The organism is Agromyces ramosus, from assembly GCF_030817175.1.
Classification (GTDB): Bacteria; Actinomycetota; Actinomycetes; order Actinomycetales; family Microbacteriaceae; genus Agromyces; species Agromyces ramosus_A.
Genome location: NZ_JAUSYY010000001.1, coordinates 2,212,827 through 2,234,907, shown reverse-complemented (window position 1 = coordinate 2,234,907; position 22,081 = coordinate 2,212,827). Strand labels below are relative to the sequence as shown.

The window sequence follows — 22,081 nt, the reverse complement described above, 5'->3', positions numbered from 1 at the left end:
CTCACCCGCCGAAGATGGCGGCGATGGTCAGCACGACGCCCAGCACACTCGCCACGGTCATCACGCCCGCCGCGAGCCACCCGACGGACGCCGCGAGCGGGCCCGCCCGGAATGCGCCCATCACCTTCCGGTCGCGGGCGATGATCATGACGAGGATGAGGAACGGCGCGGCCACGATCCCATTGATCAGCGCGCTGAACACGAGCAGCTGCACGGCGTTCGCCGACACGAGGCTGAGGACCACGCCGCCGACCGTGCCGACCCCCACGAGCGTGTAGAAGAACGGGTCGCGGCGCGGGCTCGCGGCGAGGCTCCAGTCCCTGCCGAGGAGGGCTGCGAGCGCGGCGGATCCCGCGGTGACGAGCACGGGCACGGCGAGCAGGCCCGACCCGATGAAGCCGAGGGCGAAGAGCACGGATGCCCCGGGGCCGGCGATCGGCTCGAGGGCCCTCGCGGCATCCGCTGCGGTCTCGACCTTCTCGCCCTCGGCGCCGAGCGTCGCCGCGGTCGCGACGATGATCGCGAACATGACGAGTACGGAGAAGGCCATGCCGATGACCACGTCGATGCGGGTCTCGAGCAGCTGCCGTCGAGCCCGCTTGCGTCCGCGCCGCACGAGCGGCACCGGTTCGTCGCCGCCCTCGGGGGCCACCCGCATCTCCTCGATGCGGTCCTCGCTCTGCCAGAAGAACAGGTACGGAGAGAGGCTCGTGCCGAGAATGGCCACGATCATGGCAAGGTACGCGGGTGTCAGCTCGAAGCCGAAGCCGGCGAGCCCCTTCAGAACGTCGACCCAGTCGACGTTCGCCACGACGAGCACACCGACGTAGGCGAACAGGCTGAGACAGAGCCAGCGGATGATCTTGGCCACGATGGTGAAGGAGCCGAAGAACAGCATCACGCCGATGCCGAGGCCGGCGACCGCGCTCCAGAGCTGGGCTGGACCGGCGTGCAGCAGCTCCATGCCCTCGCCGACGGCGAGCAGGTCGGCGGCGGCGTTCAGCCCGTTCGCGGCGAACAGCGCGACCACGAGCAGCAGGATCACGATGCGCCAGCCGCCCGTGAACCGCTCCCGCGCCAGCGCGCCGAGGCTCTTGCCGGTGGCGGAGGCGGTGCGGTCGCAGATCTCCTGCACGGCGATCATGAGCGGGAGCACGACGGGCACCGTCCAGAGCGTGCCGTACCCGTAGATCGCACCCGCCTGCGCGTACGTCGCGATGCCCGACGGATCGTCGTCGGAGGCGCCGGTGATGAGTCCGGGCCCGAGCAGGCCGACGACCCGCTTCACACCGTGTCGACGCTCCTCGACGTCGCGCTCGGTGTCGCTCCCCGCATCGCGGTCGTCGCGGTGCTCCTCGTCTTTCACCTCGGGATCGCTCATTCGGGCTCCTCGCGCTGCACGTCATCGGGCGATTTGTCGGGGCGGAGGCCCCGCCACCGCGGGTGGCGGGCGACGCCCGTCGTGGTCCAGTCGCTGAGCTCGATCTCGCCGACCAGTTCGGGCCTCACCCACACGGCGTCGGGGGCATCGGCCGGCGGCACCTCCACGAACGCCGACGCCGGCTGCTCGAGCGGGCGCAGCGCCGCGAGGAGGCGGTCGAGCTCGATCTCGCGGAATCCGGAGCCGACCCGGCCCACGTACTCGAGGCCCTGCGCTCCCGGGATTCCGAGCAGCAGCGAGCGGATGCGGCCCGCGCGGGTTCCGGTACCGCGGCGATACCCCCCGATGACGACCTCCTGCGTTCGGGTGACCTTCAGCTTCACCCAGTCGTCGGAGCGCACGCCCGGGCGGTAGCGAGCGTGGGGCCGCTTCGCGACGATGCCCTCGAGGCCGAGTAGCCGGCTCTCCGCGAGCGCTTCGGCCGGGGTTCCCTCGGCGGGGCCCGGCACCTCGATGGGCACGCCGCCCGTGCGCCGCACGAGCCGTTCGAGGCGGGTCCGGCGTTCGAGGTACGGCGCTTCGATGACCGACTCGCCGCCGACCTCGAGCACGTCGAACAGCACGAGCCGTGCCGGCACGGTCGCCGCCACCCGCTCGATCTCGCGAGGCTTCGTGAGGCCCATGCGCTGCTGGAGCAGGCCGAAGCTCGGGCGCCCTGCATCGTCGAGCGCGACGATCTCGCCGTCGACGAGGGCATCCGCCTCGAGCACCGCGGGCAGCGCCGCGAACTCGGGATACCGGGCAGTGATGTCGATGCCGTTGCGGCTCAGCAGCCGGATGCCGCCGCCGCCGGCTCTCGCGAGCACCCGGATGCCGTCCCACTTCCACTCGAGCGCCCACTCCTCCCCGGCGAGCAGGCCGAGCGTGCCGGTCGTGGCGAGCATCGGACGTTCACGGATCGGCTCCACCTCTGCGTTCGCCGCTCGCCGCGCCTTCGGGCTCCAGTGCCCTGGCCGCTGGTCCTTCATGCGGTGCAGCAGCCAGCTGCTCTTCTCGCCGCGGCCGTCGGTGCGGATGAGCGCGAGGCGCACGGTGCCGCCGAGGGGCCCACCGGGCCGCCCGTCGACGTCGATGATGATCTCGTCGTCGCGCCACTTCTCGGTCGCATACGTGCCGTCGTCCCAGATGGTCATCGACCCTGCACCGTACTCCCCAGCCGGGATCGTGCCCTCGAACGTCGCGTACTCCATCGGATGGTCTTCGGTCTGCACGGCGAGGTGGTTGACGCCGGATGTCTCGGGCACGCCCTTGGGCACCGCCCAGCTCTTCAGCACGCCGTCGCGCTCGAGCCGGAGGTCGAAGTGCAGGCGCCTCGCATGGTGCTCCTGGATCACGAACCGCGGCGGGCCCTCGCCCGGTTCGCCCCAGCTGGAGCCGGGCATGGGCTCGGGGGTGACGCCGCTCGTGCGCATCGAGAGGTAGGTGCCGAGCGGGCCCGCCGCGCCACCGCCCGAGCCGGCGAGCGGGGCCGTGGGGTCGAGGCCGTCGGTGAGCCGTGCGAGCACGTCGTTTGCGTCGAGATGGCGAAGCCCGGGATCGTCGAGTTCCTCCCACGTGCGGGGCGCGGCCACCGTCGGACGCGACCGCCCTCGCAGGGAGTAGGGCGCGATCGTGGTCTTGTTCTGGTTGTTCTGGCTCCAGTCGATGAGCACCCGTCGTTCGCGGAGCGTCTTGCGCATGCTCGACACGATGAGCTCGGGGTGGTCGGCCTCCAGCGCCTTCGCGAGCTCGTGCGCGATCTCCGAGGCCTGCTGGGAGGTCTGCGACCCGTCGAGCGGCGCGTACAGGTGGAGGCCCTTGCTGCCGCTCGTCACCGGGAAGGCCTCGAGGCCCATGCCCTCGAGGATGACGCGCACGAGCCGTGCCACTTCGGCGCACTCCACGAGGCCCATGCCCTCACCGGGGTCGAGGTCGAACACCATGCGATCGGGGTTCCCGCGCGATCCGTCGGGCCGGAACCGCCACTGGGGCACGTGCACCTCGAGCGACGCCTGCTGCGCGAGCCACACGAGCGTGGCACGATTGTCGGCGATCGGGTACGTCTTGGGACCGTCGGAATGCTCGATGACCCCGCGCCGCACCCAGTCGGGCGCGTGCTCGGCGAGTGCCTTCTCGAAGAAGACCTGGCCAGGGGCATCCGCCGTGCCGACGCCGTGGACCCACCGCTTGCGCGTCACCGGCCGACCGGCGACGAGCGGCACCATGACGTCGGCGACCTCCGCGTAGTAGGAGATCACCTCGCCCTTGGTCATGCCCGTCTCGGGATACATGACCTTGTCGAGATTCGTCAGCCGGAGTCTCCGACCATCGACCTCGACGAGGTGCCGCGAGCCCTCAGCCATGTCCCCATCTTGGCATCGGGCTAGCTTGGAGCGGCGGAAGGGGTGTGTACTTGAGGCATGCGAGCCGTCTGGAAGGGGGCGGTCACATTCGGCCTTGTCAATGTGCCCGTCAAGTTGTACAGCGCCACCGAGGACCACGACGTGTCCCTGCACCAGGTGCACGACGAAGATGGTGGGCGCATCCGCTACCAGCGCAAGTGCGAGGTCTGCGGCAAGGTCGTCGACTACAAGAACATCGACAAGGCCTACGACGACGGTGAGCAGACCGTGGTCATCACCGACGAAGACCTGAAGTCGCTGCCCGCCGAGCGCAGTCGCGAGATCGAGGTGCTCGAGTTCGTGCCGAACGAGCAGATCGATCCGATCATGTTCGACCGCAGTTACTACCTCGAACCGGACTCCGCCTCGTCGAAGGCCTACGTGCTGCTGCGGCGCACGCTCGAATCCACCGACCGAACGGCGATCGTGCAGATGGCGCTGCGCCAGAAGTCCCGCCTGGCCGCCCTGCGGGTGCATGGCGACGTGCTCGTCGTGCAGACCCTGCTGTGGAGCGACGAGGTGCGCGCGGCGGAGTTCAAGTCGCTCGACGAGCCCGTGAAGATCTCGGCCAAGGAGCTCGACCTCTCGAAGCAGCTCGTCGAGAGCCTCGTCTCGGACTTCGAGCCCGAGCAGTACGTCGACGAGTACCAGGAGGAACTGCGCACCCTCATCAAGGCGAAGCTCGAGCAGGGCGAGGGCCTCGACACCGCGGCCACCTTCGGCGAGCAGCCCGAGGAAGAGGCGGGCGGCGAGGTCATCGACCTGATGGAGGCGCTGCGGCAGTCGATCGCGGCGAAGCGCGGCGATGGGGCGAAGGGCGGAACGGGCTCGAAATCCGGGTCGGGCGGATCGAAGGCGGGCACGGGGGAGAAGAAGGCACCCGCGAAGAAGAAGGCATCGTCGAGCGACGAGAAGAAGGCGTCGCCGAAGAAGAAGGCCGCCTCATGACGACGGCGCGTGGCATCCGTCGATCGGATGCCACGCGCCGGTCAGGTGCCGGAGCGGCGCGTTACTCTGCGCCGCAGGCCGACGTCACTTCAGCAGCCGACTCCTGAATGGCCGTCTGGTGCTCGGCCACCGCATCGGCGTCGACCTCCGCCTCGGGGGCGGCGGGCAGCGTCGCAGCGAACTCGGCGGCGTCGTCGATCTTCTCACCGAGTGCCTCGAGGGCGTCGGAGACCGCCTCGTCGTCGCCGGCCGACTCGTCGAGCGCGTCGACACGCTCGCTGTAGCCCTCGAGCGATGCCTGCACGTCGGCAGGCTCGCCGCCGGCCGTGAGCGCGTTCTGCGCACCGTTCGAGATGTCGCGCACCTCGACGCGCACCGCCTCGCACGGGTCGGCTGAGGCGCTCGCCTCAGCGCCGCCCCCACCTGCGGCACAGCCCGTGAGGAGCAGCGCGCCGGCGAAGAGGAGTGCTGTGGACGTCATGATTTTCTGCATGGGCAAAACCCCCTGGTCGTGGTACCCAACCTGATCTTGGTACTCGCAGAGTCTAGCGAGCGCGTCCGACACCGCCAGTGGCACGCCCGGCCATGTCTCGATCGGCCGCGGCGCGCGGGTGTCGCGAGCGTGCTGAGCGGCAAACCGGTGTCGAGATCTGGCCCGACTGAGCGGTTCGCTCACACGCCGAGCACCCGCTGCACGAACCAGACCAGGCCCGTCACCGCAACGCCGGCGGCGACGAGGCCGCCCACACCGAGCGCAAGCATCGGCTCACGCCGACGGAGGAGCGCGAGCAGCGGGAAGACCGCGGCGATGATCGCGATCTGCACCGCCTCGATGCCGACATTGAAGACGAGCAGCGACGAGAGCAGCTGCCACGAGAATGGTTCATCGATCCCGAACGCCCCGGCGAAGCCGAGCCCGTGCATGAGCCCGAAGCCGAACACGACCGCGAGCCGACCCCAGTCGGCCCGGGTCAGTCCGAACCTGCCGGGCCGCTCCGGCTCGTGCGTGCGCCGGTCGTGCCGGATGCGCCACAGGTACCACATGGCGACGACGGCGATCGAGAGCGCGATGATCGGCTCGACGATCGCCGCCGGCGCCGACACGATACCGAGTGCGGCGAGGATGAACGTGACCGAGTGCGCCACCGTGAACGAGGTCGCGGCGAGCACGACGTCGCGCAGTCGGCGCGAGCCGACGATGAGGGCGAGCAGGAACAGGATGTGGTCGATGCCGAACAGCAGGTGCTCGGCACCGAGCACGAAGAAGTGGCCGAACCGCTCGAGCAGGGGCTGCTCGGTGGTGAAGACCGGCGCATCGCGGTCGAGCGCTGCGCTGCCGCTCGCGCCGTCAAGATCGTACTCGACGACCGTCACGGTGCCCGTCACGTACTCTTCGGAATCGGGGAACAACTCGCTCCGGATCTCGTGCGCGGAGCTGCCAGCGCAGGAGTGGTCAAGCGTGAGCACCGCATAGGGCACGCCCTTGCGCTGTGTCACGCCGATCTCCCCGACTGGGGTCGGCTCGCACGGCCTCCCGCCCGCGCTGACAGCGAAGCGCTCGGTGACGTACTGCACGATCTCGTCAGCATGTGCATTGAGGGCGGATGCCTCATCGCCCGTCTGGAAGACGTCCATGCCGTCCTCGAAGAACTGCGGGGCATCCTCCTGGTCAGCGACGGAGACGACGAGCAGGTCGTACTCGAGCCCGAGCTCCGTTCTCACCGTGTCATCCGATGGGGCGCTCGCGTCGACGTAGACGACGGTCGAGAACCCGTGCGCGGCCGCGGACAGCGAGGGCAGCATCGCCGATGCCGTCGCGGCGATTGCGATGGCGACGGCCACGATGAGACGGCGGATGCCGGGGCGTGAGGGCATGGTGACTCCTTCGGGGGCACGCCGATGCTCCCCGAGCCGGGTGAACGAAACCAGGCCGGCGCGCGAACGGAGCGAGAACCCGGCCGTGCACCCGGCAGCTGCCGCGCGGCTCAGGCTCGATTCATCACGTGCGGGAGGTGCGCACCATTCGGATCTCCCGAACCCCGTCCTCCACCTGCATCGTGCCGTCGGGGATGAACCCGTGCTTCCGGTAGAACGCCTGCGCCCGCGGATTGGGGTCGGCGACCCACAGGGCCGCCGACTCGTGAGAGCCGACGACGGCGTCCAGCAGGGCCGACCCGGCGCCCGTTCCGTGATGGGCGGCCAAGACGTACAGCACGTAGAGATGCACGCTCCATCCCGGCTCCGGAGCCTCCGGCGGTCCGGCCATCGCGACTCCCATGACGGCCCCGTCGCATTCAGCCACCGCGACCCGGTTCGCGCGGTAGCGCTCGTCGACGAGGGCGGCGATCCAGAACCGTTCGCGGGCGTCGACGAGACTCGGATCGTCGAGCACGCGGTCGGGCATCAGGCCGCGGTACGTCTCCTGCCACGATCGGACGAGGACCCGCGCCATGGCCCCGACATCCTCCAGTCGGGCGGAGCGGACCGTGACCGGGGCGTCCATCACGCGCGCGCCAGCTCCGCCTCGTAGACGGACCTCAGCTCCTCGAAGGCCGACGAAGTTCCGGCGGGGCGCGGAACGCCGAGGTGCTGCTCGCGCAGCTCGTCCATGAAGCGATCCCAGAACTCGGGACCGCCACGCTCCAGCAGCTCGGCGCGGACCGACAGCTCCCGGCTCACCGGCAGATGGCGCCGCCCCCACGCTCCGAGCTGGGCGAACACCGGGACGAGCTCGATGGCCGGCTCGCAGAGGCTGTACAGCACCTTCTGCTTGTGGCTGGGGTCGGGCGCGCGCGAGATCATCCCGAGGGCGACGAGCCGCTGGAGGCGGTCTGCGAGCACGTTCGAGGCGATGCCCTCGTCGGAGCCCGCGAGCAGCTCGTTGAAGTGCCGCCGGTTGCCGAACATCATGTCGCGGATCACGATGAGCGACCACCTGTCGCCGAACACCTCGAGTGAGAGGTTGATCGGACAGCCCGAGCGATGCTCCATCTCCACCTCCTGGAGAACTCGTGAAAAACCACTTGCAGTCTACAACTGGTTGGGTTAGCCTGCCACCAGTTGCAATTCACAACTGGTTAAGGGAGTCAGATCATGGGCACGGTGTTCAGCGACCTCGCGGTCTCGGCCGACGGCTTCGCCACGGGAATGAACCAGCGCGAGGAGGCGCCGTTCGGCGACATCGACGAGAACTGGTTGCACGGCTGGATGTTCGACACGTACGACGAGAACCGTGCCGAGGTCGACGCGATCGTCGACTCGGGCGCGACCATCATGGGCCGCAACATGTTCGGCCCGGTCCGCGGCGAGTGGGACCGCGACTGGCGCGGCTGGTGGGGGCCGAACCCCCCGTATCACGGGCCCGTCTTCGTGCTCACGCACTTCTCGCACGACCCCATCGAGATGGAGGGCGGCACGACGTTCCACTTCGTCACCGACGGCATCCACTCCGCCATGGAGCAGGCGCGCGCTGCGGCCGGCGACCGGAACATCTCGATTGCGGGCGGCGCCACGACGGTGAACCAGTACCTCGCCGCCGGCCTCATCGACGAGCTGCGACTGCACGTCACCGCCTGCATCCTCGGCGCGGGCGAGCGCGTGTTCGACGGCGTGCCGACACAGGCGCTCGAGCGGGTATCGGTGCGGGCGGCATCACTCGTCACGCACATCACCTACCGGCCGGTGCGGTCGTAGGGCATGACACGCTCTCACGCCGATGAAGGAAGCCGTGATCGGGGATTTGCAGTGCGGAGACGGCGGGATTTGAACCCGGTGGTCGGCCTTGGGACCACGCACTAGGCGGCGATGTTCGGCAGAATTCCGGTCATCCTGAATGACGGCCAATCACATCGGATCGACGGAAATTGACGACGGTTGTGTCCATTTCGCGTCCGCGAGGCCTATGCAGACCCGCTTCGGTCGAGTCGGAGGCCAAGCGTCAACAAGATTACGCAACGACCAGACGGTCTGTAGTCACCCCTCGCGCAGAGGGAATCACCTCAGTAAAGGGAGGCCGAGCGATGCTCTGGCCTTCCTTCGTTCAAGCGGCATCGTTCGGAAGGGACCGAGTATGTCTGCAACGCGAACCGCGCCAGGCCGAGACGGCTGCGCGCATCGAACTCTGACGTTCGCTGCCGAGACCTTCGCGCGTAAGGCCGACACGATCAGCGACCGCGAGTGGGTCAGGGCGGTCTATCTCGGAGACGGCCCAGCGGACGCGGTCGAAGCGGTCTTCCGGTTCACTCACACCTGCCGCAACTCCGGTGCACAGGACTCGGACAGCCGCCGATTCTTCCACTCCACGCGGCGAGCCGCGTTCATCGCGGAAAGTGATGCCAATGTCGAACTGGTCGAGCTGTTGGAACGAGTGAAGGTCGCGGCGTAGAAGCGCATCTGACGCATCGAGAGCACCGGCGATATCGACTATCGCGCCGGTGCCCTCAGTGCCTGAGCGGGCGTGCCGGTGCCCGCGCGAGCGCACTCTATCGCGGCCGTTCGATAGCCTTCAAGGGTGACCGAGAATCCGCCGTCGAGGCGTCGCATGAGCACGTCTGTCGAGCTCCTGATCGGTGCCGTGCTTGGTGCCATCCTCGGTTGGCCGATCACCAGGGCGCTCGATGAGTGGGCGGCCGAAAGCCAGCTTCCGTGGTGGGCATACCTCGTCGGCACCGGTATCGGCATCGCCTTCGTCCTGTTCGTGATGACGTTCATCATCAAGGCGTGGAGGGTTTCAATTTGGGGATGGGTGGGACGTCTGGCGAAGTGGTTGTGGGATAGCCGCCCTGTCAGCCTTCGTCGGCACCGCCGAGACATCGAGCGAGTAATGAAATCCTTGATCGCGCCGATCCTGGAGCAGAGCAGGGAGATCGCCCGGGAAGAGATCGCGAGCTCGAAGATGCTGGAGGACGCGAAAGCCGAGTACGCACGCGCCATGACGGACATCGCACAGAAGATTGCACAACGTCGAGTCAACGGTACGGTCGCCGCGGCGGCTTCCTCCTCGAAAATGATCCCTCTGCCGGCACCGCGATGGCACATCCAACGAGTGGAATCGGACGAGCATTCCGACACCTTCACGCTCATCAACAGCGTCGAACGGAGCGTCGCACGTGAGGTCCGCGTGGACGACAGCCACGACTACAACGGTGAACCGAACGGCGTCGCGACGATCCTCGAAGGAGGCCACTTCGAGGACCTGTCGGGCAAAGCATCAGGCGATTTCCGCGCCGAGTTCAGCCCAAGCGCGCGTCAAGGCGGCGGCACTCTCGACGTGACTTGGTATGACGACGACGGCGAAAAGCACCACGAATACGTACGTGTTGCGGGGTGGGAGAAGCGGCCGCCCCAACCGGACTCGTGGGTTGCAAAGGGCGGTCAAAACATCTTGAACCCGGACGAAACGCCGTTCTAGGCAGGCTGCTGATCTGCGCTGTGCCGCAGACTTTCGCGAAGTCATGGCGAGTCCAAATTGTGGGACGCATCATCGCGGAAATGGAACGGTACGCTTCGATTCGTGACCGAGGCTCAGGAAACCGCATTCTGGTCGACTGTCGCCCAGATTTCCGCCGTCCTTCTACTTACGCTGGTAATCGAGGCACGCCGTCTGGCAGTGCGATGGAGCAAGAAACGCTTCTTCAAGCAACGTTTTCGCCGTTGGCTCACATCCGTCGCCTACCTCTCTGTGCTGGTCTCGCTGCTTGTCTCGCTTACGAGTGGCCTGGCAGCGCTGATCAACGAAGAGAGTCTCTCCCCAAGAATCGTCGCCTTTCTGCTGGTCTATAGTTCCCTCCTTCTAATCCTGTTCCCGGCGATGGACCCTCTACTGTCCGCCACAATGGATGTGTTCGAGGTCGTCTTGGGGCCGATCGTAGCTGTGATCGTCGGGGGCATTCACGCTCGCGGTCACGATGCACTCGACGGGCTGGAGAGGCGTCAGCGGAACGCGCGGCTCGAACTGCTCATGGATTACGCCGACGCCGTAGTTTCGCGGAACCAGGCCGAACGTGCGGCGGACTCCGACCCTCGCAATCGTGAGCTGTCGTTGACGGTTCGTGATGCCGAGCGGATGGAGACAGCGACCAGGCAGGCACTCGACGATGCGGTGCCTGTTGACGTGGATGCCCTTCGAGGTGAGTTCGATCTGATGAAGGTTCGGGTCTCTCGCGAGACGTTCAGAAAGCAAATGGATAGGTTCGTTCGCGGCTCGCTCGCGGAGATCAACGACGGGTAGATCTCATTACAATGGCCCGCACCGAGCCGGGGGTGCCAGCGATTCCCGGTTCCGGGTAGGGGTACCGAATTGTCATTCAATCGTTCGGCGATAGAGCGGTAGGTCAGGCCGGCCTTGTGCCAGCGCGATGCGACGAACGACACCAGGGTCCTGGCTCTGAGGTCGGCCAAGGCGAACGCCCTTAGCTCGCGCTGCAGCTAGGCCTTCCTTCGCACGAAGAGCGATCATGTCTCGCTCCCATTCGGCAACTGCTGCCATCACGTTGGCGACAAGCTTCCCGGCAGGCGTGGTTGTGTCGACGCCGAGGTCGAGTGTGATCACGCCCCAAACTTGCGCCGCGGCCGTCAGGATCCCTGAGAAGTCGTGCACTGAGCCGCACTGCATCCTCGCCTTCTGCCCATAGCTTGGAGCTGAACCGGATAGCTGAGCACCACCACACCGCCGGTGTGGAAAACTCAGGCTTCCGGGCAGCGGCCAGCGCTACGCTCCCCGCATGGGTGAGCTTCTACAGATGCCAGCGAGTTTCGCGGAGCACTGGTGGTCGACCGAGCCGCAGCTGCGCAGCTGGGAGCCGACGCCCGCACCGCGCGAAGCTGGGGCGGCCGCGGCCGCCCCAGTGGTTCCAGCTACTCCGTTGAGACCGGCCGCTGGATGGTGTCCACGAGGGTGACGAAGCCCTGACCCTCGAGCTTGAGCGTCGAGACGAGCTCGTAGCCGTGCTGGCCGAAACCCTGCAGATCCACACGGCGCGAAGCCAGCTTCTCACTGACGATATGCACCGGGGCCTGAGTCGAGATGGTGGTCTTGATGACCTGAATGTCGAACGTCGTGCTGGCCATGCTCTCTCCTTGGTGATCGTTTCCTTTGCCCTTCCGGCGTGGAGATCGAGAGGGAGCGGAGACGGCGGAGTGCTCGCAGGGAGCGGTTGCTAAGCGCAGCCCGGAGCGCAGCGGAGGGCGGAGTCTGCGAATAGCGAGCGGAGAGCACGCAGCCGACGGAGCGAGCTACGGTCGGAGAGCGGGAAGGGCAAAGGAAACGATCACCTACGGACTCACGGCACGCCGCACTTTGCGGGCAATGTTGACCGACTAGGCCTGTGGGTCCTTCCCTCAGCCGCCGACGTTCAGCGGCCCTTTCGCAAAGGCGATGTCGACGTGCAGGTGATTGCAGTCGTCCGGGAACTCTCGGAGGTTGCGAAGCGCGAGTGAGATGGTGGCCTGGTCGCGGCATTGCGACTGCCCGACGCGTGCGCCTTCGGGCATGATCGGGTCGAGCATCGAGACGAGCCGGATCGATTGGGGATCCGCGCCCGTAAGTGTCCGCCCGTCGAGCGCGTAGAAGTCGACGGCTGCGCCGCCGCCGTTGATCCAGTGGGATGATCCGGTTCCGGCTCCGAGTAGTGAGCCGGTGCACTTGCGGTTGATGTCGCTGACGCCGACCGTCTCGAACGATCGCACGGCGAGCACCATGATCTGGAGGATGCCAGCGTCGATTCCGCAGTCGGGCATGTTCTGCCCGGCTGCCACAGCCTCGATCTGGGAGAGGTAGCGCGGCTCGAGCACGCGCAGCTGGCCGTTGCCGGCCGCGGCTATGAGCTCCTGCGCGAGCGCCTGGGAGTCCCCGCCGACACTGCACGAGCCGCCCCCGGCGCTGCTCGTGAGCGCGCCGACGACCTCGACCGCCGCGGGGTAGAACTTCGTGTAGTGGTCGGGATCCTGGTTGATCTGAACCTCATGAGCGGCCAGCGAGGGCGGCATCGTCGCCCAGCCGGGAACCTGCACAAGCCGCGTCAGAAACGCCGTCGCGGCCTTCTTCGGGTCGAGCCGATCGGCCCGCGGGCCATAGCTCTCGCCCTGCTGGAACACGCCGATGGTCATGTTATCGACGGCATCGCCGTGGTTCAGGTTCCGGAGGCTCGACTCGCCCATGCTGGTCATCACCGCGATCACGGCAGCGCGGCTGTCGAGCCCCAGCTCGGCCGCGGCGTTGATGATCGTGCCGGCGATCGTGAGTTGGTCACCCGAGTAGCCGGCGACCGGCGCGCTGGTGCCGACGCTTGCGAGGTTCACCGAGCCGCCGCCGCAGCTGGCGGATGCCGAACTGATCGCGACTGCCCCGCCGAGCGTGAGCAGGAGTGCCACGCCGGCGGCCAGTGCGATCTTGCCCGCTCCCATGCCGCTACTCGCGGCCCGCGGCCGCGGCCAACGCCTCGTCGGTGTTGGTCACATCGATTTCCCACTGCGAGCGAATGTGCTGCACGTGCGTCTCGGGGTGCGATCCGTACTTGAAGATGTAGTAACCATCGCGCAGCTTCTCGATCGTCTGCGCGGTCTCGGGGGCGAACCCGAACGTCTCCTGCGCCCACTGGGCATCTTCGGGCCGGCCCTGTCGGAACGTGTAGATGCTCTGCGCCTCTTGGACGATCGTGATGCCGGGAGAGTCCCGTGGGATGTCGGTGCCTTTGTGCATCACGAACACGTTGGAAATCCCGAGCCCGCGGGAGAGCTTCTGGTTCGACTTGATCAGCTGGGCGCTGGGCCCGCCGATCATGTGCCAGCCCTCCTCGTACACGACGGTGGTTGCCCAGCCGCGTTCGTTCCGGAGCCGGCCCAGCATCCACATGTTGCCGATCGCCATAACGACCGGCACGGCCGGTCCGTCGTCGGGAAGCTGCGAGATATCAAAGCTCGTGAGCTTGCCGGTCAGGTCGACCTCGGATGACGTCTCGCCGTCCAGCAGGCCGGCGTACTCATCGAGCAGCCCGTTCAGCGTCCAACGCACTGAGAGGCCGGCCTGGTGCAGCTTGTCGCGTGCGTCGGGCGACAGGCTCTCGTATCGCTCGGGATCCACGACGCCCAGGTTCGGCAGGACGTCGGCCAGCACGGGCGTGCGGCCTCCTTCGAACCGGTTGAGCGTCATGAGGAGAGCCGCGCGCAGCGCTTCTTCCTCCCACTCGTTGAGGCTCTGGTCGCCGCGGCCGAGCCGGGTGATGATGTTGAGCAGTCGGGCTTGGCCCTTCACGCCCGTGCCCCGCGCGATCATCGGATCCATGAGGTTGAGCCGGGTGCCGGTGCCGTCAGCGGTGAACCGGATGGGCTCGTATCCGTAGCGGCGCACTACGTTGGAGTACTCGCCTTCGCCGGCCTGGTCTTTCTTGTCGAAAATGACTGCGCGACGGTTCTGCAGCAGCAGAGGCCGGAGCACACACACCGTCTTGACGAAGCTGGACTTTCCGGCGCCGACGTCGCCCATGACAACCGTGTTCGGGCTGGACACCTCGCGTGGCGACGAGTTGTAGGCCGTCACGGGGTCATGTGAGATCGATGTGCGCGAGAGCACGTCGCGGCCGTTCACCACGCCCTTGGTGCCCGTCGGCGGTCCGATCAGTGCAGTGTTGAGGATCTCCGCTTGCCTGGTCGTCGTCGGCGCTCCAACGCCCGCCGGCGCGTAGAACCCGCGTGCCGCCTTCGACGCCTTGGTGCGCAACGGTGTGCCGGGGAGATCCCACGGCACGATCTCGCTCGAGCTCTTCTCCCGCTCCTCGGGCGGCGTCTCGACGGGTGGCGCGAACGCACGGAAGACGGGCAGCGCCCAGATCCCCTTGCCCTTGTCTGCCTTGTGCTCGCTCACGAGATCGCCTCCTTCTCCGACTTGCCGGCCAACGCGCGGTAGATCCGCGCGGAGAACGACGAATCGTGCGCCGTGATGCCGCGACCGATCGGCCACGTCGTGCCGGATGCCGCGGCCTGGAATGAGTCCTGCCAGTCGAGATATTCGATCCCGAGTCCGGTCGCGCACGTCTCCTCGAGCTGACGGGATGCCCGTGCGAGCTCGTCGCGCGATCGCGTCGAGATCGTCACGTAGCCGACCCACGCCGCGCCGTGGTGACCGGTGCCGGCGCGAAGATCTATCCGGCGGCGCTTCGATGCGCTCATGGCGGTTCCGGTCTCGTCAAGGTCGACGGAACCGGCCTCGCTCTTGGAGATTGCCTCGGCCTGGTCGCGCACGAGATCTCGCTGCGCCGCGGCCTTCGCCTCGCCTGCCGGCACCAGGTGAATGTGGAAGCTCACCGAGCGGATGAACTGGACGTCTCGACCGATGAGGAGATCCAGCGCCCACAGCTGCGTGCGCGGTGCTGTTGCGAGAGCATCGGCGGTGATCTTCGCGGTGCGGTGCCACCACTCGACGGGCTCGCCGGTGAGCGGGTCGATGCCCTCCACGACGTGCGCGGAGAACTCATCGTGCGATCGCACTCCGAGCCGCGACGGGTGCAAGTCCACGACGTAATCGATCGGCCGCGAGGGGTTCTGCTGGTGCAGCATCACCGCTGCGATCTGACGTGCGGAGAGCACGTCGACCTGGCCCATGCGGGCCTCGGTCAGTCCGCGGTGCGCGGAAGCGATCTCCTCGCGCATGAGTGCGCGCCAGCCGTCGCGGCCATCGCCGTACTTGCGTGCGGCGTCGTAGAACGCTGGGGACAGCGGCCACTTGATCGTGATGAAGTGCCGTTGCACCATCGCCCCGTCGCCGGTTCGGCGCAGCACTTCCTCATAGGACTTGATCGCGTCGGCGGGCGCGTCGGCGTCGAGGCTGTTGAGCACCCAGAACTCTTGCAGGGCCGTGTCGGCGGGCAGAACCCGCGTCATCGTCTGCACGTCCTCAACGAGCACGGACGGCACCGCACGCGAGGCGAGGAACGCGCCCCAGCCCTCCGCGGCGCGGGTCATGACCGACGTTGATTCGATGCCCCGCAGCTGGCCCGTCACGGAGAAGGTAACGGCTAGGTAGCTTCGCTCACCGATGGGTGCGTGCCACTGGATCCCAGGCACGCCGCGGCCGCATTCGAGCCAGCCCATACCGTCGGCACCGTCGGGGTTTGCGCGCATCGCGGCGAGCTCGCGCTGCGCCGCCCACTTCTCAGTGCGGCCCTTGGCCGCGTGCACGGCCTGCTCGGCCTGATCCCAGGCCGCGACGGCGTACGGCTCGAATGCGTCGGTGCCGGCAGCCACACGGGCCTTCCAGCGTCGACGCTGGCGGCTGCGCTCCATGATCGTGCCGCGGTGCGTCTTCGCGGTAACCAGCATGGTCACACCGACACCGCCCAGGCCGATCAATAGACCCGGCCAGCCGGCGAGAATCGTCACGATCATGCCGGCGACGACGAACCCGATAATCAGGGCAATTCGCGTCTTCGAGTGCGTGCCACCAAAGAACGACCGGTGCCCGGACTCTCCACCCAGGTGCCGCGCGATCGCGCGCGTCTGTGTCTGGCTCATGGCCGATCTCCCCCGATGTTCGAGCCCTGGTCATCCATCGCAGCGACCGCCTGATTCGAGGCTGCCTCGCCGACCTCTCGTGCCTTCTCGGCCGCGCCAACCGCGGCCGCAGCAATGAGCGTCGGCACGCCGATTGCGGCTCCGACTCCCGTAGCGGACTCGGCCGCGCCCGCAGCGGCGAGCCCTTCGGCTCCAGCTGCGCCCGCCCCTCCCCCGGCACCAGCACCACCGGCCGCGGCCGCCTCCCCCGCTGCGCCCTCTCCAGCGCGCGATGCGGCGACCTCAGAGAGTCCACCGCCGCCGCTTTGGACGGTCGCGGGCTCTGCGTCGCTCGTGCTCGTGGTCGACGAGCTCGACGTCCTCGAGCCGCTGTCGCTGCTCTGGCCGTACCTGCTGCCAGCGTCCGTCATATTGTTGGAACCGATCGTGCTCCCGCTGAGCGCCGGCCCATTTGTGCCACCCATCCCCGTAGGAATGACCGGTGCGAACTTCAGCAGCAGCAGCGGCGAGCCCACCGCGATGAACAGAGCGACGATCGCGACAAGGAACGTCACGAGCGTTTGCAGTGGAGCGTTCTCACCGAGTGTCACGATGGCGCCGGCCATCATGTTGAACGCGAAGCCGAGCAGGAAAAAAGAGCAGCGCATGCGCCGCGAGGATCCCGAGCCAGAGCTGCACTAGACGGAGACCGAAGCTGCGCTTCGTGGGGTCGATGATCCAGACGATGCCGAGCGGAATGAGCACGCCCGTGAAGTAAAGCGTGACCAGCTGCACGATGAGCATGAGCACGACCAAGAACAGGCCGATAACCATGAGCAGCATGAGCACGCACGCGATGAACACACCACCGGTGAGCGTCACGGGATCGGTCGTGTCGATGAGGGATTCCATGCGGGTGATGACTTCGGAGTACGACCCTGAGATGCCCCACTCGATAAACACGTTCGAGAGCGAGTGGAAAAAGTTGACGAGGATGTAGCCGAACATCGGCCCGAACATCGCGCCCACAAGGAACAGCGGGAAGTAGAGCCCGATCGACTCCAAGAGATCGCGACCCGCCATGGCGCCGCGCGCCGTTCGTACGAACTGCGGAATAAGCAGCACGATGGCGGCCATTATCGCGGTTGCAAACGCGATCGCGTAGGCGCTCAGGAACCACCCGGCGGTGAGATCCGGCAGCGTCGCCTCGGTGAGCGCCGGCAGCACATCTTTGGCCAAGCCGGCCGCGGCATCCTTCAACGCTTGGAAGGTGTTGCCGAACGGATCCTGCCAGTAGTTGACGGCTCCGCCGATCTGCTCACCGATGCCGTTGACAACGCACAGCGGATCGTTGCATGGTTCCTGCTTCCCCATCAGCAGCCCCCTGTGTACGGCGTCCCGATCGAGAAGAGCTCCTCAGTAGTGCGATCTAGGCTCGCCTGGTCGAATGTCCAATGCCCGGCCTCCCAGTCGAGCGTGAACGTCTTAGCCATGCGGAAGGTGGGGTGCAGCTCGCCGTTGATTACGACCCCGGCTCCCACCGTGACGGTGGCAGTGTCGTCGGCATAGCTCTCTAGGTTCCAGAATCCCGGAACCGTCGAGAGATAGAACGGCGTTCCGTCAGGCACGAGCGCGCCGGACGTGTTCGGGTCGCCCGCGTAGGCGGCGGTGAGGTCGTAGGGCGAGCCTAACGCGATGACGGACGCTTCGACTGCGGCGACATCCTCAGGAACCGGCACGGGGTACTGGTGCATCCAACGCATGAGAGCCGTTGCGAACTCGACGGCTCCATTGCTGGTGTGCGGTGCTGCCTCCTGCGCCGCGAGCACCATTGCAGCGTCGCGCGCTTCGCCACCCAGACATCCGGTCGGAACGACGTCCTCGTTGCTCGGCGGCGGTGTGACCGTGCCCGGGCTTCCGGTGACTATCGGAGGCTTGTCCGTGAGGTTCGCGCTGAACCAGACACCTCCCACAACGAGAAGAGCTGCGAGGGCGGCACCGGAGACGATCCAGGGCCATTTCCGTCGCGGCGGTCGCGTTTCGGCTCGCATCACGCGGGCCTATCCGAACAGGGCGAGGATCGCGCCCACGATTACGGCGAGGGCGGCGAGCACGCCCAGCGAGATTCCGGCCCACATCGCCTGAGTGCGTGCGGTCTTGTACTCGTTCGGGTTGCCGCTGCTCGAGGCGCTGGCCATCTTCACAATGCCGATGATCAGAAAGACGATCGCGAGAATGATGCCGATGCCCCAGAGCCCGGCGAGCAGCTTCTGCCAGAGCTGGGTGAACTCGGCTCCGAAGATGGAGAAGTCGGGAATGATGCCGTCGAGCGGATTGTCGATCGCGGCCCGGATGACGGTTTCGCGCATGGCTGCTCTTTCTGTTGGTGGTTAGCGGATGCTCTGCTGCAGGCAGGAGACGACGCCTGCGGCGGCGGCGGTGAACGCCTGCCGTGTGGCCGGCTCGAGAGAGTCGAGGGTAAGCTGCCCGCGCTCGGCGATGTGCGTGTCGTAGGGAACGTCGAACACCTGGCGCACGTTTGCGCTGGCGATGATCCGGTTCACGCGCTCGACCACTTGCGGGTGCTCGGGTCGGCCGTCGGTGAGTCGGACGATGCTCGCGTTGTCTGCCAAGGCCGCGGCCTTTCCGCCTGCGGCTCGGAGTACGTCGAGCAGTGCCACCGCCTCGAGCACGGCATCGCCGGCGTTCATGACGGGCACCACGAGCGCGTCGGCCGTCTCGATCGCGCCCTGGAACGCTGATGAGCTCGGCTGGTTCCCGGAGTCCATCACGCGGATGCCGTAGAACTCGTCCACGACGGCCGCTACGTCGCGCACGTTTTCACGGGTGAGACGATCGCGGCGGCCTGTGGTGCCGATGACTGACGCAAACGATGTCTGCGGGGCCGTGTAGCCGGCAAGCTGGCCAGCGGTGCGGATCTCCGCGACGTCGCGCACAAGCTCGCCGATGCCGCGCGGCGGGTTCCCTTCGGCGCGGAAGGTGAGTGCGCCCGGGTCGTCGGAAACCTCCATGATCGCGACGGAGCCGCCGCGCACCGCGGCGAGCACGCCGCCCAGCAGAAGAGCGCACGGGGTCTTGCCGGTGCCGCCCTTGGGGTTAGCGACAAGCACAGATACGGCACGTGTCCACGTCGCTTGTCGGATCGTCTGTTCGTAGCGCTGCCGCTCCCCCTCCGCCTTCAGTTCCGCGGCCTCGGCCGTACCTGGTGCCATGGGGATCCCGATGCGCGACAGCGCGCCACGGATGCCCTTCGTTGCCACTGCCGGCTTGTCTGCCGTGGTCGCTGTGGAAAGCTCGCTGAATGGCTCCGACAGCAGGTGGGCCGGCGAAGCGGCTGGCGCGAACGGCTGGGACGCCGGAACGGTGGTGGGCTCACTCGGCAGCGGCGGCATCTCTCCGCGCGAGCGTACCGGCGGGATCTCGACGGTCTCAGCCGGCGCCTCGTCGATCTCCGCAGGCTCCGCGTCGACGGCGATTGCCGCGGCCGCGTCCCGCACGGCGCGCAGTTCCTGGCCGTGGATCGTGTGTGGGTCCTCGACGTATCCAGTGGCTCGGTGCGCGCCCGGGAACGGTCCGATGGTCGCAGGCGCTTCCCGCTGACTGGGAGTTTCGTTGCTCGAGGCTTGCGGTTCATTGGCAGATTGGTCTTGGAGCAAGCTTGCCCCGCATTGGGTGCAGAATTTCGCGCCGACCTGTCTCGACCCGCACCCCGGACACGTCGTTCCTTCAAGTACCTCAGTCTTCGACGGCGAGAAAATCTCAGTCATGGCAGCCCCTCAGTCACCAGATCCCTGTCCCCCAAGTGAGGGTAACGGATGGCACCGACTGTATCGCGCCAGTTGTCCGCATTGCTACTCAATAGCATTCTTTGACATCGAAGAATCGGGCCGCAAGCGCTGCGTGTGGGGCATGATTGGCTGCATGCCCAAGCGCGTGGATCTGGCGGGGATGCCCGTTCGCGCTGCCGCTGCCCATGAAGCGGTAGCAGGTCATGCCCGGTTGAGCGTGATTCGATATCTCCTCGATCATCCTGGTTCGAAGCGCCCGGAGATCGTGTCTGGCACCGGCGTGAGCGCTGGGGGTGTGCGCGCTGCTCTGGCGGAGCTCGAGTCGCTGGGTTACGTCGTGGGCGATATCGATGCACCCCGGAGAGGGCAGCGGGTCCGGTATACCGCGAGCCGGCATGCGTTGACCGATGACCTCACTGCGCTGGTGGCCTGGATTCTCCGGTAGCCGTTCGTCGTGTAGCGCTTTGCGGGGAGCGCGAGGGGCATGCCCCTCGCCCGCACACCGAGCGGGCAGAGCGACGGGCCCTGCCCACTCAGCTGCGTTCATCAGTGATCAGTTCTGGCCACGGTTTGCTCGATGTCGGAGAGCGTGTAGCCCCAGGCGGCGATGCGGGTGAAGTAGTCACGAGTGAGGCCGTCGTGTGGGTTGCGCCAGGTATGGCGACCGGTGCCCTGCTCGACCGCCGCGAGGGCGAGCGCGAGCAGCACGTGCCCGGCCTTGGCCTGCGCGCTGGCGAGGCTGGGGAGCGCGTTGCCGTGAAAGCTGGTGGGGGCTTCAGCGCCGAGGAACGTGTGCGCGAGCGCCCGGCCTTTGTCGAGGTCCGCGCCGCTGGTCGCGGCGACGCGGGCCGCGAACTGGGTGGCGTCCTTGGGCAGGGTCTTGCGGCTGAGCAGTGTGGTCAGCCACTCGCGGCGTACCGTCTCGGCGGAGTCCCATGCCTTGTTGCTCGCGATGACTTCACGCCGCTCGGCCTTCTGTTCTTCGGTCATCGGCCCGCTTTGAGGCTGCCGCACCGAGCCCGCCCAGCGCTGCCGGTGCTTGTCCGGTTGAGTGCAGACCGGGGTGAGGATGGGATCGCCGCTTCCGTTCCACGGTGCAGTGACGAGGACGGCGTGGCCGTCGCATCCGCCGTGTGCGTGTACGTCGAGTTCCGGCCGGGTCTCCGCATCGTCGGCGGCGTCGGTGAGCGCGGTGAGGCGCTGGTACTCGTCTCCTTCCACGGCCGTGGGCGTGCCCTGCTCGTGGAGCGCGGCGACGGCTCGGGCGACAATCGCGCTGCGGGCCCGGTCGTCGCGGAGGCGTTGCGCGGCGTGGACGAGCTGGTGCGGGCGGTCGGTGGCGACATCGAGGAGGTATGCGGTGGCGTCGTGGTCGCCGTCGAACTCGGCGAGGAGTAGCGCTGCGTCGAGTGTGACGGCACTATTGGCGAGAGCTTCGGTCGCAGTGTTGCTAGCGGCGATGGTGACGCTGGCCTTGATCCGGTCTTTGCTGTGCCCGGTGCGCTTGGCGATCGCGGCGACGCTGAGGCCTTCGAGGGCTAGTTGGTGGAATGCTTCTACGCGTTCGGCTTCGGTGATCGCGGCGCGCTGGTCGTTCGCGATGATCTGCTGAATGATCCGCAGCGCCCGGTCATCCCCGGCGTCCACCACGTACGCGGGGATGCTTGAAATGCCTGCGGCGCGGGCGCCGAGGGTGCGGCGCTGACCGTCGCGCACCGACAGCGTGCCGTCCGTGTTGCGCACCGCAAGCACCGGCTGGATGACACCGTGCTCGCGGATGCTCGCGACGAAGCCGTCGTCGAGGTGGACCGCTTCGCGGATGTTGTCCTCGATCAGGATCGCGTCGGGGTGGACGTGCTCCACCCGCGAACCGGTGCCGATGCTGGTAGTCATAGTCATTGGCTGCTCCTTCGTTGACTGTGTTCTTGGCCTGGCTGGCGAGAGAAATCGATAGTGAGCGGGAGCCGGCGGAGCACCCGCAGGAAGCGGTTGCTAAGCGCAGCACCGGAGCGAAGCGC

23 protein-coding genes are annotated in these 22,081 nt (G+C 67.2%); 6 read left to right on the top strand and 17 right to left on the bottom strand.

Going from position 1 to position 22,081, the window contains the following annotated elements; all coding sequences use genetic code 11:
- Position 1 precedes the first annotated feature (1 nt).
- Together QFZ26_RS10455 and QFZ26_RS10450 are read right to left on the bottom strand one after the other, a co-directional pair.
- Positions 2–1,381 carry an NRAMP family divalent metal transporter gene (locus QFZ26_RS10455; RefSeq protein WP_307041830.1) on the bottom strand — a complete coding sequence of 460 codons (1,380 nt, stop codon included), beginning with the start codon at positions 1,379–1,381 and terminating at the stop codon, positions 2–4.
- Positions 1,378–3,783: an ATP-dependent DNA ligase gene (locus QFZ26_RS10450; RefSeq protein WP_307041828.1), complete on the bottom strand. Its 2,406-nt coding sequence runs from the start codon at positions 3,781–3,783 to the stop codon at positions 1,378–1,380. Before QFZ26_RS10450 ends, QFZ26_RS10455 begins: the two co-directional genes overlap by 4 nt.
- A 57-nt stretch (positions 3,784–3,840) precedes the next feature.
- On the opposite strand from QFZ26_RS10450, the gene ku reads away from it, so the two are divergent.
- On the top strand, positions 3,841–4,770 hold the full coding sequence (gene ku / locus QFZ26_RS10445) for a non-homologous end joining protein Ku (protein ID WP_307041826.1): 930 nt from the start codon (positions 3,841–3,843) through the stop codon (positions 4,768–4,770).
- Between the two features lie 61 nt (positions 4,771–4,831).
- Here the strand turns inward: ku and QFZ26_RS10440 are convergent, their stop codons facing one another.
- The 4 genes from QFZ26_RS10440 to QFZ26_RS10425 form a co-directional block, all read right to left on the bottom strand.
- On the bottom strand, positions 4,832–5,251 hold the full coding sequence (locus tag QFZ26_RS10440) for a hypothetical protein (protein ID WP_307041824.1): 420 nt from the start codon (positions 5,249–5,251) through the stop codon (positions 4,832–4,834).
- Between the two features lie 191 nt (positions 5,252–5,442).
- Positions 5,443–6,645, bottom strand: coding sequence for a HupE/UreJ family protein (locus QFZ26_RS10435; RefSeq protein WP_307041823.1), 1,203 nt, complete (start codon positions 6,643–6,645; stop codon positions 5,443–5,445).
- Positions 6,646–6,769: 124 nt separating this feature from the next.
- Positions 6,770–7,222 carry a GNAT family N-acetyltransferase gene (locus tag QFZ26_RS10430; protein WP_307041821.1) on the bottom strand — a complete coding sequence of 151 codons (453 nt, stop codon included), beginning with the start codon at positions 7,220–7,222 and terminating at the stop codon, positions 6,770–6,772.
- A gap of 50 nt (positions 7,223–7,272) precedes the next feature.
- On the bottom strand, positions 7,273–7,761 hold the full coding sequence (locus tag QFZ26_RS10425) for a winged helix-turn-helix transcriptional regulator (protein ID WP_307041819.1): 489 nt from the start codon (positions 7,759–7,761) through the stop codon (positions 7,273–7,275).
- Between the two features lie 102 nt (positions 7,762–7,863).
- Between QFZ26_RS10425 and QFZ26_RS10420 the strand changes: the two genes are divergently transcribed.
- The 4 genes from QFZ26_RS10420 (at position 7,864) to QFZ26_RS10405 (ending at position 10,999) form a co-directional block, all read left to right on the top strand.
- Positions 7,864–8,463: a dihydrofolate reductase family protein gene (locus QFZ26_RS10420; RefSeq protein WP_307041816.1), complete on the top strand. Its 600-nt coding sequence runs from the start codon at positions 7,864–7,866 to the stop codon at positions 8,461–8,463.
- A gap of 376 nt (positions 8,464–8,839) precedes the next feature.
- Complete coding sequence (locus QFZ26_RS10415; protein ID WP_307041814.1) at positions 8,840–9,154, top strand: hypothetical protein; 315 nt, start codon at positions 8,840–8,842, stop codon at positions 9,152–9,154.
- Positions 9,155–9,280: 126 nt separating this feature from the next.
- A complete protein-coding gene (locus QFZ26_RS10410; RefSeq protein WP_307041812.1) occupies positions 9,281–10,180 on the top strand; it encodes a hypothetical protein in 900 nt (299 codons plus the stop codon).
- A 102-nt stretch (positions 10,181–10,282) separates the two neighbouring features.
- The gene (locus tag QFZ26_RS10405; protein ID WP_307041811.1) at positions 10,283–10,999 is read left to right on the top strand and encodes a hypothetical protein; all 717 of its coding nucleotides are present in this window, start codon (positions 10,283–10,285) and stop codon (positions 10,997–10,999) included.
- Positions 11,000–11,071: 72 nt separating this feature from the next.
- Here the strand turns inward: QFZ26_RS10405 and QFZ26_RS18875 are convergent, their stop codons facing one another.
- The 10 genes from QFZ26_RS18875 to QFZ26_RS10360 all read right to left on the bottom strand — a co-directional run bounded on the left by QFZ26_RS18875 (position 11,072) and on the right by QFZ26_RS10360 (position 20,042).
- Positions 11,072–11,383, bottom strand: coding sequence for a recombinase family protein (locus tag QFZ26_RS18875; RefSeq protein ID WP_373460713.1), 312 nt, complete (start codon positions 11,381–11,383; stop codon positions 11,072–11,074).
- A 242-nt stretch (positions 11,384–11,625) separates the two neighbouring features.
- Positions 11,626–11,838, bottom strand: a complete 213-nt coding sequence (locus tag QFZ26_RS10400) for a hypothetical protein (RefSeq protein ID WP_307041809.1) — start codon at positions 11,836–11,838, stop codon at positions 11,626–11,628.
- A gap of 270 nt (positions 11,839–12,108) precedes the next feature.
- Entirely contained in the window at positions 12,109–13,173 is a 1,065-nt protein-coding gene (locus QFZ26_RS10395; RefSeq protein ID WP_307041807.1) for a hypothetical protein, read from the bottom strand.
- Positions 13,174–13,177: 4 nt separating this feature from the next.
- Positions 13,178–14,629 carry an ATP/GTP-binding protein gene (locus QFZ26_RS10390; RefSeq protein ID WP_307041806.1) on the bottom strand — a complete coding sequence of 484 codons (1,452 nt, stop codon included), beginning with the start codon at positions 14,627–14,629 and terminating at the stop codon, positions 13,178–13,180.
- Positions 14,626–16,275, bottom strand: a complete 1,650-nt coding sequence (locus tag QFZ26_RS10385; RefSeq protein WP_307041804.1) for a hypothetical protein — start codon at positions 16,273–16,275, stop codon at positions 14,626–14,628. Before QFZ26_RS10385 ends, QFZ26_RS10390 begins: the two co-directional genes overlap by 4 nt.
- A complete protein-coding gene (locus QFZ26_RS10380; protein WP_307041802.1) occupies positions 16,272–16,883 on the bottom strand; it encodes a hypothetical protein in 612 nt (203 codons plus the stop codon). The genes QFZ26_RS10385 and QFZ26_RS10380 overlap by 4 nt, the downstream gene beginning before the upstream one ends.
- A complete protein-coding gene (locus QFZ26_RS10375) occupies positions 16,852–17,628 on the bottom strand; it encodes a hypothetical protein (protein ID WP_307041801.1) in 777 nt (258 codons plus the stop codon). The genes QFZ26_RS10380 and QFZ26_RS10375 overlap by 32 nt, the downstream gene beginning before the upstream one ends.
- A complete protein-coding gene (locus QFZ26_RS10370; RefSeq protein ID WP_307041798.1) occupies positions 17,628–18,308 on the bottom strand; it encodes a hypothetical protein in 681 nt (226 codons plus the stop codon). The genes QFZ26_RS10375 and QFZ26_RS10370 overlap by 1 nt, the downstream gene beginning before the upstream one ends.
- A gap of 6 nt (positions 18,309–18,314) precedes the next feature.
- Positions 18,315–18,623 carry a hypothetical protein gene (locus tag QFZ26_RS10365; protein WP_307041796.1) on the bottom strand — a complete coding sequence of 103 codons (309 nt, stop codon included), beginning with the start codon at positions 18,621–18,623 and terminating at the stop codon, positions 18,315–18,317.
- 21 nt (positions 18,624–18,644) lie between these two features.
- On the bottom strand, positions 18,645–20,042 hold the full coding sequence (locus QFZ26_RS10360) for a hypothetical protein (protein WP_307041794.1): 1,398 nt from the start codon (positions 20,040–20,042) through the stop codon (positions 18,645–18,647).
- Between the two features lie 154 nt (positions 20,043–20,196).
- Here QFZ26_RS10360 and QFZ26_RS10355 point away from each other — a divergent pair, with 154 nt between their 5' ends.
- Positions 20,197–20,508: a winged helix-turn-helix transcriptional regulator gene (locus QFZ26_RS10355; RefSeq protein ID WP_307041792.1), complete on the top strand. Its 312-nt coding sequence runs from the start codon at positions 20,197–20,199 to the stop codon at positions 20,506–20,508.
- A gap of 101 nt (positions 20,509–20,609) precedes the next feature.
- Here QFZ26_RS10355 and QFZ26_RS10350 read toward each other — a convergent pair whose 3' ends face one another.
- Positions 20,610–21,956 (bottom strand): ParB/RepB/Spo0J family partition protein, encoded by a 1,347-nt coding sequence (locus QFZ26_RS10350; RefSeq protein ID WP_307041790.1) that lies wholly within the window; start codon positions 21,954–21,956, stop codon positions 20,610–20,612.
- Between the last annotated feature and the right edge of the window lie 125 nt (positions 21,957–22,081).